Origin of the sequence: Streptomyces sp. ALI-76-A (assembly GCF_030287445.1) — a bacterium.
In the GTDB taxonomy this organism is placed as follows: domain Bacteria; phylum Actinomycetota; class Actinomycetes; order Streptomycetales; family Streptomycetaceae; genus Streptomyces.
On the sequence record NZ_JASVWB010000002.1, the window covers coordinates 242,286 to 255,077 of the forward strand.

At 67.3% G+C, this 12,792-nt stretch carries 10 protein-coding genes and 6 pseudogenes; 7 read left to right on the forward strand and 9 right to left on the reverse strand.

Annotation, left to right across the window (positions count from 1 at the left end; all coding sequences use genetic code 11):
- Nucleotides 1-13: 13 nt before the first annotated feature.
- The 5 genes and pseudogenes from QQS16_RS01780 to araD all read left to right on the forward strand — a co-directional run.
- Nucleotides 14-931: a carbohydrate ABC transporter permease gene (locus tag QQS16_RS01780; RefSeq protein WP_286066184.1), complete on the forward strand. Its 918-nt coding sequence runs from the start codon at nucleotides 14-16 to the stop codon at nucleotides 929-931.
- 49 nt (nucleotides 932-980) lie between these two features.
- A complete protein-coding gene (locus QQS16_RS01785; protein WP_286059796.1) occupies nucleotides 981-3,164 on the forward strand; it encodes a beta-galactosidase in 2,184 nt (727 codons plus the stop codon).
- Between the two features lie 21 nt (nucleotides 3,165-3,185).
- Nucleotides 3,186-4,991: an RICIN domain-containing protein gene (locus tag QQS16_RS01790; RefSeq protein WP_286059798.1), complete on the forward strand. Its 1,806-nt coding sequence runs from the start codon at nucleotides 3,186-3,188 to the stop codon at nucleotides 4,989-4,991.
- A 74-nt stretch (nucleotides 4,992-5,065) separates the two neighbouring features.
- Nucleotides 5,066-5,714: pseudogene (locus tag QQS16_RS01795) on the forward strand (ribulokinase); the annotation flags it as partial.
- Nucleotides 5,701-5,793: pseudogene (gene araD, locus QQS16_RS01800) on the forward strand (L-ribulose-5-phosphate 4-epimerase); the annotation flags it as partial. The pseudogenes QQS16_RS01795 and araD, both read left to right, overlap by 14 nt.
- A 183-nt stretch (nucleotides 5,794-5,976) precedes the next feature.
- On the opposite strand, the gene QQS16_RS01805 reads toward araD, so the two are convergent.
- From QQS16_RS01805 to QQS16_RS01840, 8 genes and pseudogenes are all read right to left on the reverse strand, one after another.
- The gene (locus QQS16_RS01805) at nucleotides 5,977-6,345 is read right to left on the reverse strand and encodes a cupin domain-containing protein (protein WP_286059800.1); all 369 of its coding nucleotides are present in this window, start codon (nucleotides 6,343-6,345) and stop codon (nucleotides 5,977-5,979) included.
- Between the two features lie 234 nt (nucleotides 6,346-6,579).
- Complete coding sequence (locus QQS16_RS01810) at nucleotides 6,580-6,750, reverse strand: hypothetical protein (RefSeq protein ID WP_286059801.1); 171 nt, start codon at nucleotides 6,748-6,750, stop codon at nucleotides 6,580-6,582.
- Between the two features lie 184 nt (nucleotides 6,751-6,934).
- Nucleotides 6,935-7,225, reverse strand: coding sequence for a Tn3 family transposase (locus QQS16_RS01815; protein ID WP_286059802.1), 291 nt, complete (start codon nucleotides 7,223-7,225; stop codon nucleotides 6,935-6,937).
- Between the two features lie 46 nt (nucleotides 7,226-7,271).
- Nucleotides 7,272-7,676, reverse strand: coding sequence for a hypothetical protein (locus QQS16_RS01820; RefSeq protein WP_286059803.1), 405 nt, complete (start codon nucleotides 7,674-7,676; stop codon nucleotides 7,272-7,274).
- Between the two features lie 94 nt (nucleotides 7,677-7,770).
- A complete protein-coding gene (locus QQS16_RS01825) occupies nucleotides 7,771-8,571 on the reverse strand; it encodes a class I SAM-dependent methyltransferase (RefSeq protein WP_286059805.1) in 801 nt (266 codons plus the stop codon).
- A 10-nt stretch (nucleotides 8,572-8,581) separates the two neighbouring features.
- Nucleotides 8,582-9,153, reverse strand: a pseudogene (locus QQS16_RS43410) (plasmid pRiA4b ORF-3 family protein).
- Nucleotides 9,154-9,214: 61 nt separating this feature from the next.
- Nucleotides 9,215-9,976, reverse strand: coding sequence for an IS630 family transposase (locus QQS16_RS01835; protein ID WP_353479719.1), 762 nt, complete (start codon nucleotides 9,974-9,976; stop codon nucleotides 9,215-9,217).
- A gap of 59 nt (nucleotides 9,977-10,035) precedes the next feature.
- Nucleotides 10,036-10,590, reverse strand: coding sequence for a peptidoglycan-binding domain-containing protein (locus tag QQS16_RS01840; RefSeq protein WP_286059807.1), 555 nt, complete (start codon nucleotides 10,588-10,590; stop codon nucleotides 10,036-10,038).
- A 303-nt stretch (nucleotides 10,591-10,893) separates the two neighbouring features.
- Between QQS16_RS01840 and QQS16_RS01845 the strand changes: the two are divergent.
- Nucleotides 10,894-11,089 (forward strand): annotated as a pseudogene (locus tag QQS16_RS01845) (hypothetical protein); the annotation flags it as partial.
- Nucleotides 11,090-11,276: 187 nt separating this feature from the next.
- Here QQS16_RS01845 and QQS16_RS01850 read toward each other — a convergent pair.
- Nucleotides 11,277-11,524 (reverse strand): annotated as a pseudogene (locus QQS16_RS01850) (transposase); the annotation flags it as partial.
- 99 nt (nucleotides 11,525-11,623) lie between these two features.
- Here QQS16_RS01850 and QQS16_RS01860 point away from each other — a divergent pair.
- Nucleotides 11,624-12,785, forward strand: a pseudogene (locus tag QQS16_RS01860) (IS30 family transposase).
- The last annotated feature ends 7 nt before the right edge of the window (nucleotides 12,786-12,792 follow it).

Below are 12,792 nucleotides of genomic sequence, written 5' to 3' on the forward strand. Positions count from 1 at the left end.
GACCACCACCCCCATGGCCACGACCACCGAGCCATTGACAAAGCCGCCTTCCGCCGCGCCGCCTCGGCGGGGAACCGCCTCACGGCGCCGCAGCACCCCGCTGACGATCACCATGCTGGCCGTCCTGGCCTACTTCCTCCTGCCCCTGTTCTGGCTACTGATCGCCTCCACCAAGAGCACCCAGGACCTGTTCAACAGCTTCGGCCTGTGGTTCTCCGACGCCCCGCAGCTGCTGACAAACGTCAAGCAGACCTTCGCCCAGGACGACGGGGTCTTCGTACACTGGCTGCTCAACACAGTCATGTACGCGGGCGTCAGCGCGGTCGGGGCCGCGCTGCTCGCCGCCGCCGGCGGGTACGGCTTCGCGAAATTCCGCTTCCGCGGTGACCGGTTCTCCTTCAACCTGGTGCTCGGCGCCGTCATGGTCCCGGCCACTGCGCTGGCGATCCCGACCTATCTGCTCTTCGCCAAGGCGGGTCTGGTCAACACCCCCTGGGCGGTCATCCTGCCCTCGCTGGTCAACCCCTTCGGTCTCTACCTCATGCGCATCTACGCCCAGGACGCCGTCCCGGACAGCCTCCTTGAGGCGGCCCGCATCGACGGCGCCGGGGAGGCGCGAATCTTCGGCACGATCGTGCTGCGACTCCTCGCGCCGGGCTTGGTCACCGTGCTGCTGTTCACGCTCGTGGCGACCTGGAACAACTACTTCCTGCCGTTGATCATGCTCAATGATCCAAATCTGTACCCCGTCACCGTCGGCCTCTCCTCCTGGGCAGCGCAGGCGCAGAACGGCGGGGCCGGTGCCAGCAGCGACATGCTCGCGCTGGTCGTGACCGGTTCCCTCATCTCGATCCTGCCACTCGTCGTGGCCTTCCTGCTGCTCCAGCGTTACTGGCAGAGCGGCCTGGCCGCCGGCGGCGTCAAGCAGTAGGGCCCGCAGCCCCCGTACCACTCCCTGCATTTATCGGAGGTTTCCCCTCATGGCGGCTCTGCCTGCCCGCGTCCTCTTCGGCGCCGCGTACTACCACGAGTACACGCCCGCCTACGACCCCGAACTGCGGCCCGACGAACGGCTGAAGACCGACCTCGACCTGATGGCCGAGGCGAACTTCACCGTGATCCGGGTCGGCGAGTCGGTCTGGTCGACCTGGGAGCCGGAGAACGGACGCTTCGACCTCGGCTGGCTCCAGCCGGTCCTGGACGGCGCCCATGAGCGCGGCATCTCCGTCGTCCTCGGCACGCCGACATACGCGGCTCCGCCGTGGCTGGCCCGCCAGTACCCGGAGATCACCGCCGAGTACGCCACTGGGCAGCGCCTGGGCTGGGGTGCACGCCAGGAGATCGACTTCACCCACCCCGCCTTCCGCTTCCACGCCGAGCGGGTCATCCGCAAGATGGTGGCCCGGTACGCCGACCACCCGGCGGTCATCGGCTGGCAGGTGGACAACGAGCCCGGCCTGCACCTCTTGCACAACCGCGGTGTCTTCGAGCGTTTCGTGGACCACCTGCGGGAGAAGTACGGAGACGTCGAGACACTCAACCGCGAGTGGGGCCTGGTCTACTGGTCGCACCGCCTGTCCACATGGGCCGACCTGTGGACCCCGGACGGCAACGCCCAGCCCCAGTACGACGTCGCCTGGCGGGAGTTCCAGGCCCGGCAGGTCACCGAGTTCATCGGCTGGCAGGCCGACATCGTCCGCGAGTACGCCCAGCCCGGCCAGTTCGTCACCACCTGCATCTCCTACACCCGCCAGGGGGTGGAGGACGACGAGATGTCGGACCGCCTCGACATCGCCTCCGGCAACCCGTACTACGACATGCAGGACGGCCTGCTGCTGCCCGACCCCACACCCGACGCCCACGAGCAGAAGTGGAAGACCACCGGGGTGTGGTCGATGTACCAGACCGCGGACTGGATGTTCTCCTCCCGCCAAGCGCCGTTCCTGGTCACCGAGACCAACGCCCAGAGCATCGGCTTCGCATGGGACAACCGGCCCGGCTACGACGGCCAGTGGCGCCAGGCCGCCTGGGCGCATGTCGCGCGCGGGGCGCGGATGATCGAGTACTGGCAGTGGCAGACCCTGCGCTTCGGCGCGGAGACCTACTGGGGTGGCGTCCTGCCGCACAGCGGCCGGCCCGGCCGTACCTATGCCGAAATCGCCCGCCTCGGCGCGGAGTTCGAGACGGCGGGCGAGCTCGTCGCGGGGCTCGAGCCGGACGCCGACATCACGATGGTCTACTCGATGCCGAGCAAGTGGCTGATGCAGAAGTACCCGCCGTTCGCGACCCCTGACGGCGAACCGGACGCTGCCGCCTACCACCGCATCTTCGACCCCTTCTACCGCGGCGCCTTCGACGCAGGCCGCCAGGTCCGCATCGTCCACGCCCGCCAGCTGCACGACCCGCGCGGTGAGCGGGAGGGGATGACGCCGCTGGAGGCCGTACAGCTCCACCCCGTCCTCGTGGCCCCGGCCCTGTACGTCGTCGACGACACCACGCTCGACTGGCTGGAGGCCTACGCCCACGCCGGCGGCCACCTGGTCCTCGGCCCGCGCACCGCCTACGCCGACCACGAGGGCCGGGCCCGCCACGAACCGGCCCCCGGGCGGCTGGTGGAAGCCGCGGGAGTCCAGTACGACGAGTTCGGCAACCTCCCGCGAGACGTCCCGATCCGCGCCGTGCCCGGTGGCCCGTTCGAGGTGCCCGCGGATGCCACGGCGACACAGTGGATCGAGAGCCTCACGGTCACCGACGCCGAGGTTCTCGCCGTGTACGAGCACCCCCACTACGGCCGCTGGCCCGCGGTCACCACCCGCAGCCACGGGGCGGGCCGCGTCACCACCGTCGGCACGGTGCCGGGCCGCGACCTCGCCCGGGCGCTGGCCGAATGGCTGGTCCCAGCCGCGAGCAGCGGGTGGCACGACCTCCCCGCATCGGTCACCGCGACCACCGGCACCTCACCCGACGGACGCCGTGTCCACATCGTCCACAACTGGAGCTGGGAGCCCGCGAGCGTCCCCGCCCCGGCGGACCTCTCCGACGCCCTGACGGACATCCCCGTCCTGACGGGCACGGCGCTGAGCCTCGGCGCCTGGGACGTACGCGTACTCGTCTCCACCGACGCCGACAGCGCGCCGGTTCCTGGAGCAACCAACCGATCCTGATCCATCCTCTGAGGAGGGGCTATGCAGAGAAGAAGGCTTGGACGAGCCCTCGGAACCTTCGCGGCGACATCCGCGATACTCGCGATACCCATGGTCAGCGCGCAGGCGTACAACCCAACGGGTGGAACCCTCTACCAGCTCGGCACCGAGCCGTGCCTGAAAGGGCGGGGCAACTGCGCGGTCTACCCGAAGTCGGCGCAACTGCCGAGCGGGCGCCTGGTCGCGTCCTTCGAGCGGTCCACGGTCGTGGCGGCGACGGGCAGCGCCGACCGGCAGACCCTGCCGGTGTACAAGAGCGACGACCGGGGGACGTCGTGGCAGCCGCTGTCCGAGATCAAGGCTCCGGCATATCTCTCCAGCGACCCGCAGTACGCGAAGTACACGAGCAACTGGACGAACCCCTACCTGTACGTCCTTCCGCAGGACGTCGGGAACCTGAAGCAGGGCACGCTGCTCCTCTCGAGTGTCGTCTCGGGCGACGACTACTACTACAAGGAGCACAAGGCGGCCGACCCGAACTGGACGCCGACCAACGACGGCGACCGCAAGGATTTGGCGATCGCCCTGTACTCCAGCACCGACGAAGGCGCGACGTGGAAGGTCGAGAACATCGTCGCGACCGGCGGCTGGCAGGGCGGCAGCGCCGGCGCGGTCGGCCAGAACATCGCGGCCGCGAACACGAACAAGCAGGTCGATCCCCTCTGGGAGCCGTACCTGATGGTCTACAAGGGCAAGCTCGTCTGCTACTACTCCGACGAGAACGACTACCTCGGCTTCAACGCGACCACCGGCGTCCCGACACTGGACCCGGCGAACGACACCGCCAAGGACTCCCTCGGTCAGATCCTCGTCCACAAGACCTGGGACGGCCGAAGCGCGAACTGGAGCGCTCCTGTCGTGGACCTCGCGGGACTGACCCAGGACATGGGCGGCGGCAAGTCGGAGATCGGTGGTGGCCGGCCCGGCATGACGAATGTGGTCCGGACGACGGACGGCAAGTGGATGCTCCCCTTCGAGTACTGGGGCGGCGGGGCAAACACCAGGTACGTGATCGCTGACAACCCACTGGAGTTCTACAAGGGCTCCGCCACCGGCACGGACGTCGCTTCGTTGCCGGTCGACTCCGGTTCCCGTCCGCTCGCCAGAAGCGGCAGTCCGGTGATCATCAGGCTTCCGGGAGGGCGCCTGGTCTACAACGCGGCCGGCAGCGGCAACGTCTGGGTCAACGAGAGCGGACGCAGCGACGGCACGTGGAAGGAGTACCAGACGACATCTCAGGGCGGCTACAGCCGCAACCTCCAGTACGTCGACGGCACCGGGCGCATCGTGATCCTCAACAACCAGGGGACCTCGACGCTCAAGTTCGCCGAGGTCGATCTCGGCCACACGGACGGCGCCTACTACCAACTGGTGAACCGCAAGACCGACCAGGTGATCGGCACCGGGAACAAGACCAATGACGCGAACATCGGCAACGCGGACGTTCCCGACGTCCGGCTCGAGGCCCCGGGCTCGGCGGGCAACGCGGACACCCAGTACTGGCACGTGACGACCGAGCCGAACGGCGGAGTGAGCCTGCTGAACAAGTCGGGCGGCCGCGCGGCGGCGATCTGGACCGGCAATGCCACGGCCGGCCAGAAGATCGGCCAGTGGGTCGACGACAGTGCCACCGGCAGCTGGAACCTCGTCAAGACCAGCGACGGGTTCTACAAGCTCCAGTCCGTCAAGAACACGAGCCTGTACCTGACCGGTGCGTCCGCCGGGGCGCAACTGACCCTGCAGGCCGCGCTCACGGACGGCTCACAGGACTGGGAACTCGTCCAGTAGGCCCCATCCGAGGGAGGGCCACGCTTCTGGGCCTGGGTTCTTCGCCAGGCCCAGAAGGGCGGTGCGACCTCGTCATCCTGCGTATCGCCGTGCCGGAGGCGCTGGCCCGGGCCGGTGTGCGGCCGGAGCAGGTCATCGGGATCGGTACGGACTTCACCGCCTGCACGGTCCTGCCGGTGCTCGCCGACGGCACCCCCCTGTGTGAACTACCTGGCCTCGCGGGCCGTCCGCACGCCTACGTCAAGCTGTGGCGCCACCACGCCGCGCAGGCCCAGGCCGACCGGATCACCGACCTGGCAGCGGAGCGCAAGGAGCCGTGGCTGGCGCGGTACGGCGGAAAGATCTCCTCGGAATGGGAGTTCGCGAAGGCGTTGCGGTTGCTGGAGGAGGATCCGGAGCTCTACGCGTTGACCGACCGCTGGCTGGAGGCCGCCGACTGGATCGTGTGGCGGCTGTGCGGCACTTACGTCCGCAACGCCTGTACCGCCGGATACAAGGGCCAACTCCAGGATGGCGCCTACCCGTCCAGGGAGTATTTGGCGGCGCTCAATCCGGGGCTTCGCCGACTTCGTGACAGCGAAGCTGGAGCACCCCATCGGTCAGCTGGGTGACTTGGCCGGACGGTTGACGGCTGAGGCGGCGGCGTGGACGGGCCTGCCGGAGGGCATCGCGGTGTGCGTCGGGAATGTCGACGCCCATGTGACGGCGCCCGCCGCCACCGCACCTCCTGAACCGCCACTACACCCGCAAACACGGCCCCGACGCCTACTACGGAAACCCGGAGATGGCGACCTCCACGTGACGAACGCTGTCCGTCACGCCCAGGGCGGTTCCGGCCGACCAACCACGGCCGGCCGGAGCCTTCGTCGAAACCGGCTATGACGAGACCGGCTCCTTCGCCGGCACGGCGAAATGCGAAGCTTTACATTCCACTACCGCACGGACTATTTACGCCGGTAGACCGTTAAACACTCGACCCTATTCACTATTCTCGCGTCACCGCATAACCAGATACAGATGGCCATCGAACCGTCAACAACACGGATTCCTCTTCCGCGAACCACGAGTGGTCGATTCCACGCCCCCAAACAACGTAATCTCCTTGCTTCTCCAAAACAATGCTACGCCCGGGGAAATCCACGCGAAACCTGCCACTGATGAGCACCAGGAGAGCTGTTCGCGCTTCGCCTCTCACCCATTGCAGCCGCTGGTCACCACGTGGATGAACACCCCATTTGACCTCTACCGCACTGGTGTGACGAGGATCATCGACGTCCTTGAAATGACCAAGGAGCCATCCTCGATCCAACGGCGCATCATCACCCGCATTCCCTACATACACACTGTCATCCATAACTCGCAATATACCAGCCGCATCGGAAATCTGCGTTCCTTTGTCCTATATGCGACCGCAATCCTGAAGAACACCTGATCCGATTTCGTACCCCGCCTCCAGCTCGACACCGAGCTCCACCGCATCGTCTGACCACCGACGCGATCGAGTCGACAAAAGCTCGCCCACGAAAAGCCGCCACGAGTGGACGGCGCGCCACCTCGATCTCGTGGTGGCGCGCCGTCGTTCGGTTGCTCAGTGGTTCAGTCGGGCCAAGGTGCTGACGACGAAGCGGCAGCAGACGTGGGAGGTGAGGTCGCGGTAGTAGGCATCGGTGCCCCTGTCCCCTTGGAGGACCGTGGCCCGGACCGAGTTCCCGACGCTCGTCCATGGGCCGGACGGGGTCAGCGATACAGAGAACGACATAGGACGTGCGTAAGCGCCCGAGGCTCTCACCGCTCAAGCAGCAGACATGCCCGGACCGGTTGGCAGGCAGGAGACAGGTCCGCCACGACAATCACGGATCCTTCCGGTGTCTGTCAGAAGATCATGGAGTGACGCCCCCGCACCCCGGGCGTTGCCGCGGCAGCGCGAGGCCGACTCGCTCCGGTCAGTCGCCGAGGAACGTCCCGACGCACCAGGCCAGCCAGCTCGCCCAATGGTGTGGGGCTGCTGGCCGGGCATCGTGGCCCGGAGGGACAGGTCCAGGCCGAAAGGGCTGTTCATGTCGAACGAACCGGCCGTACGGGTTCACGTGTGTCCAGAACAGTGACGACAGCGCCCTGCGGTCCGCGTCGGTGAGCTTGTCCGCCCACTTCGGATCGGCCAGGGCCTCCTGCATCAGCAGCGTGTTGACGTGGACCAGCGCGGACCGGAGCAGATGTAAACGGAGTTCCCCCACCGCGCGTCAGCGTCGTGGGGGCACTGCAATGCCACCGGTAGCGGGCTCAGAGGAGGCTGGTCCGGATTCCGATCTGATGGATAGCGGCAGTGTCGGCCGGGGTCATGTATCCGGCCTTACGGCTGAGTACCTTCAGTCTCTTCGCTCTGCGTGCGGCGTCGGCCGGAAGGTCTCGAAGCTGGCGGCTGCTCTGGTTGGCCCGCGATCCGGTCACGCACCCGTGCTCGGCGATGCCGGTGACGCACAGTTCGGCGTCAATTGTGCGGACCAGGCGCAGGAGCACGTCCGAGAGCTGTATGGCTTCATGCAGGTCTGAGGTGACCATCTGCCCGTCGGTGACCTTGCTTGTCAGTGGTGAGGTGCGACTGCCGATGTCTGCCGCGGTCAACGTCGCCGCGTGCTTCCAGGCCTGCTCCGTCGTGGGGTTGACCTTCCCGCCGCCGTACATCACGGCGTTGCGTACCTCCTTGTGATACCGATACAGGACAAGGAGCGCGTCGAGGTGGCTCAGGCCGTACTTCTGACCTGGCCCGGCCGGCGAAGGGTCAGTGACGGACGCCAGCCTTGACCGCTTTCGTGGCGAAGTAGCCGGAGAGCCAGCCGGCGGTGGCCTCCGAGTGGTGTGGCGCCTCGGCGAAGCCGGTGATGGCGAAGCCCGCCGCGATCTGCCCGCCGAGCTGCTCGGTGAGCGTGTGGCTGTACTCCACCGGCGCGTCGAGGCCCCACAGCCGTTCCCGCTCGGCGGGCTCCAGGTGAGTGAGGTCGCTGTAGGGCAGGCGGTGGCGCACCACCAGCTCGCCGCGCGCCTCCAAGGACTCGGCGTCGAAGAGGTAGACGTCCGGGTTGAGGAAGCCGGACAGCAGCGTTCCGCCGGGGCGCAGCACGCGGTGGCACTCGCGCCAGACAGGCGCCAGGTCCGGGATGAACAGGTTGGAGACCGGGTGGACGACGAGGTCGAACGAGGCGTCCGGGAACGGGCTCAGGTCGCGCGCGTCGCCGAGCACGGTGCGTAGGTCGAGACCCTCCCGCGCCGCGACCATCTCGTCCTGCGCCAGCTGGCGGGGCGAGTTGTCGAAGACGGTCACCCGCGCGCCCGCCGCGGCCAGCACCGGACCCTGCTGCCCACCTCCGGAGGCGAGGCAGAGCACGTCGCGACGGGCGATCTCCGGCGGGAACCATGTCGGGTCGACCGGCTCGTACCCGATCAGGACGATGGACCACCGGCCGGCCCGCGCCTTGGCGATCACCTCGGGGCCGACCGGGCGTGACCACTCGTTGCCCTCCTCCACTTCGCGGTCCCAGGCGAGGCGGTTGTGCGCGACGGGGTCGACGGGAGTCTGGTTCATACGTCGTACCCTAGTTGCTGCACCGCACAGCCGCCGATGGCTCTCGGGCGGTGAGGTGCTTGTTGGTGGCGTCGATGTCGAGGTGGTCGGGATCGAAGGTGCCGCCGATCCACTCGAGGACTTCTTCGTGCTGCTCGTGCTGGGGGTCGGTGATCGCGGCGAGGAAGTCCGCGTAGCCCCAAGGGCCGCCGCAGTCCTCGGGTGGGCAGGCTCGACGGCCGGTCAGGCAGCGCGGGTAGGTGGTACCTGGCGCGGTGGACAGACCTTCTCCACCTCGGTGTGGTGGGCCCAGTCGTCGCCGAGGTCACAGGCGTAGCTGATCGTGTCGCCGGCGGTGGGAGCGACCGTATCCAGCGGGGCCTTCCGCTCGTCGCGGTGACCGGTTTCGGTGTCGCGTTGCCCGTAGTCGCCGGCCGGGGTGGTGAAGAGGTGCATGTGGTAGTTCTCCCAGCCCATCAAGGTCTGGATCGCCAGGCGCAGACGGGCGAGTTTGAGATCGGCCGGGACCCGCAGCCGCCGCCAGATCGGCGGGTGGATGTCGACCGGGGTGACCTTGATCTGCAGGACGGAGTAAGCGGGCATGGCACTCTTCCTTCGCGGCGGCGGGCTCGTCCCCGGTCTGGCGGGGTCGGCCGTCGTAGTCTCAACGGAACGGACAAGCCGTCTTGTTGTGGACGATGGCGAAGTCGCTGACCTTCTCAAGCAGGTCGGTGCGGGAGGAGAAGTCGCCGTGACGCAGGACGGCGCGGGCCAGCAGGGAGAGAATCTCCACCTGGTTCAGCCAGGAGGTGTGCTTGGGGGTGTAGTGCGGCACGATCCGCGGATGCCGCTTCAGCCAGACCCGGGTGGCCTTGGAAGTGTGCGAGGAGCCGTTGTCTGGGATCAGATGGATCGTCAGCCCGGCTGGAACGCACCGCTGAAGCCGGGCCAGGAACCGGATGAAGTGCGCACAGTCGTTGCGCTCCAGCTCCTCCATGACCACCTGACCGGTGTGCACGTCCAGCGCGACGGTGACCGGGACGGTGTCGTGGCGGAGGTACTCGAACTCCCGCCGCCGCACCCGTCCCGGGCCCGGCGGCTGACCGGGCTGCTTGCGCGAGCGGGCGGCTATCGCGGTCTTCTCGTCCACTGACTGCACCATTGAGCCCTGCGAGCTGGCGGCGGTAGAGGGCGCATACCTCGGCTTCGCCTTGCCGCTGGAACGGCCTCGCTTCTTGCGGTTGGCGACGGGGCGGCTGTTCTCCGCACGTGCGGGGTTGTTCCGGGGGCGAGACGGTCGAGTTAGGCCGAGACGTCTGCTCCCTGCACTGCGCGAGGTAATCCCAACAGAGTTCCCGCACCCCTCCGACCTGCGGCTGCTCCCCGCACGCGCGGGGATGGTTCCAAGCAGGTCGTGATGGGCTATGCGGTGCCCGGCCTACCTCTGGAGGCCAGCACCGCACATTGCGCCGGAGGGACGTGACGTCAGGTGCAGGTCAGGTAGTCGTAGCCGGCAATCCGCGCGTTGTCGTCGCCGTCCTCGAAGTGATACCTGCCGTCACTGTCGCGGGTGAGGTTGAGGTTGTCCCAAATGCCTCTGTACGTGTCAACGGCAGTGTCGCCGGGGTCGTAGTGATCCTCTAGATTCGTGCCGGCTTCTGCCCAGGTCTCTTTGCCGACCGAGCCGTCGGCTTCGAGGTCGTACCTGGCCTGCCAGTCCTTGGTCGCGGCCTTGGTGTTCGCTCCGAAGTGACCGTCGATGTCCGCAGCGTCGAACGGGGTACCGTTCGTTTCGGTGGCGAGGTCCGCCCAGAGGATTTTCTGCCACAGGCAGGTGGCATTGGATGAAGCGTTTGTGCTGGTCGACAGGATGCCTTCGTCGCCCCAGTCACCGACCCAGTTGCCGGCGCCGTAGATGTAGGCGCGGCCACTGTACGTACCGCTCGCGGAAGCCGGCGAGGTGCTCAGTGTGAGCGTGGCGACGGTCAGCACGCCGACTATGCCTGCGGCCAGCTGGACTCGCTTCGTACGTGCACTCATAAGTGTCCCTTTTCAGTCGGTGCGGATGACCGTGCGGTCGCAGTGGGGCGCCGCAGGACGGGACGCCCCCGCTCCTGGTCTGCGAGCCTCGCTCCGGTGACGGGCTGGTGCGGCTGTGCCTTGACGGTAGGGGCGGTGCCACGGCCGACGCTTCCGGCGGTGGGTGTACACCCCGCTTCACCCACCGCGGCAGCCGCGATATCGCACAAGTCCCTTTGTCGGGAAAGAGATTGACGCGCCATCTGGGGTGCGGGGTCAGTCTGTGGTGATGTGCCTGAGCAGTCAAGGCCCGCGGAGCCGGTCGAGGGGCCGCTGGCCAGGATGACGGTCGTCGTGACCGGCGCGAGGACAGGCCTCTTCGAGAAGCTCAGCCGCAACCAGAGGAACGAACTCATCGAACGGGCCGGAGACCGCCCCTCCTCCAGCATCTCCAAGAAGACCACTCTGATCGTCACAGGAGGGAATGCTGGATGCAGACGTGCCTGGGCCGAAACGCTTCGGCATCTCCTTGGCGTGGTGGACCCCTTGTCGGAACCACTACGTGCTTCCCGCACGCGCGGCGATGGTCCAGTCGTCGCGAACTTCGCGATGCCCCGCGCGCACGCGCGGGGGATGGTCCCCGGGGCGCTCATGACGCCTCCGGCGCGAAGTCCTGCTACGCGCACGCGCGGGGATGGTCCCGAGGCCCGGACCAGGTGGACGACACAGGTCTGGGTGACCGCCTGGGCCAGACGGCCAAGATGTAGTCGGGCAGGCCCTTGAGCCCGTCACAGACGATCACGCACACGTCCTCAACTCCGCGGTTCTTGACCTCGGTTCAGAACCTGAGCCAGTATGTGGCGCCACCGTCGCCGGCCCACAGGCCGAGGATGTCGCGAGTGCCGTCGACCGTGACCGCGACAGCGACGTAGAGGGGCCGTTTCGCCACCTGCCCGTCGCGCGCCTTCACACGCACGCAGTGGATGAAGATGACCGGGCAGACCGCTTGAGTTCCATTGGTGGTTGCGAACGCTCTGAGTAGAAGGACGTACGCATGCCAAGGTTCGCCCCCAACAAGCTGCCGAGTGCGATGAAGAAGCGGTACTTCGAGCTGCTGCGCGAGGGCTACAAAGGGGCAGCAGCAGCCCGCGTGGTCGGGGTGTCCACCAGCTGCGGGTCGCTGTGGTTCATCGATGCTGGCAGCATTATCGTTCCGGACCCTGGCCCGATATCCCCGCGCTTCCTGACGCAGGATGACCGCATCGCCATCGCCGACGGCCTCCAGGCGCGGCTACCGGTCAAGGAGATCGCGGCCTCGATCGGCAAGAGCTTCCAGACCGTCTACCGGGAGATCACGCGAGGCAGCAAGCCCGATGGCCGCTACCAGCCCTGGTAGGCCCCACAACCAGGCTCTGCTTCGGCGCCAGCGCCCCAAGACGGAGAAGATCCAGGCGAGCGAGCCGCTTCGGACGGTCGTCCGCGAGAAGCTGACCGAGAAGTGGTCACCACAGCAGATCGCACGCTTCCTCACCCGCACCCACCCGAGGGATCCGTCAATGCGGGCCTGCCCGGAGACGATCTACCGCGCCCTCTTCGTAGGCCAGTTGGGCAGCAGGCCCGGCAAGCTTCGCACCGGCCGCGTCCGCCGCAAACCACAGCGCAGAGGCGTCCCCACCGCCAACAAGATCAAGAACATGACACTGATCCATCAACGGCCCGCTGAAGTCAACAACCGTATGACTCCTGGCCATTGGGAAGGGGATCTCATCATCGGACGCGGCCAGGGCTCGGCGATCGGCACCCTCGTGGAACGGACGACCCGCTACGTCCAGCTCATCCACCTACCCCACGGCTGGAAGGCTCCCCAAGTCCGCAACGCACTCATCACCCAGACCGCCGGCATACCGCCCGAGCTGCGGAAGACACTCACCTGGGATCAAGGCCGCGAGCTGACTCTCCACGAGCAAATCGAGGCGCTCACCGGCTTCCGGATCTACTTCTGCGACCCGCACTCGCCCTGGCAACGCGGGACGAACGAGAACACCAACGGACTGCTGCGGCAGTACTTCCCCAAGGGCAGTGACCTGTCCGTTCACACCGCCCGCGACCTCCGCGAAGTAGCTCGGCAACTGAACAACCGACCGCGTCTCGTGCTCGGTGACAAGACCCCCATTGAGGCCATGAGAGGATGGCTCATAGGGCCACTGACCAGCTGATTCGCAA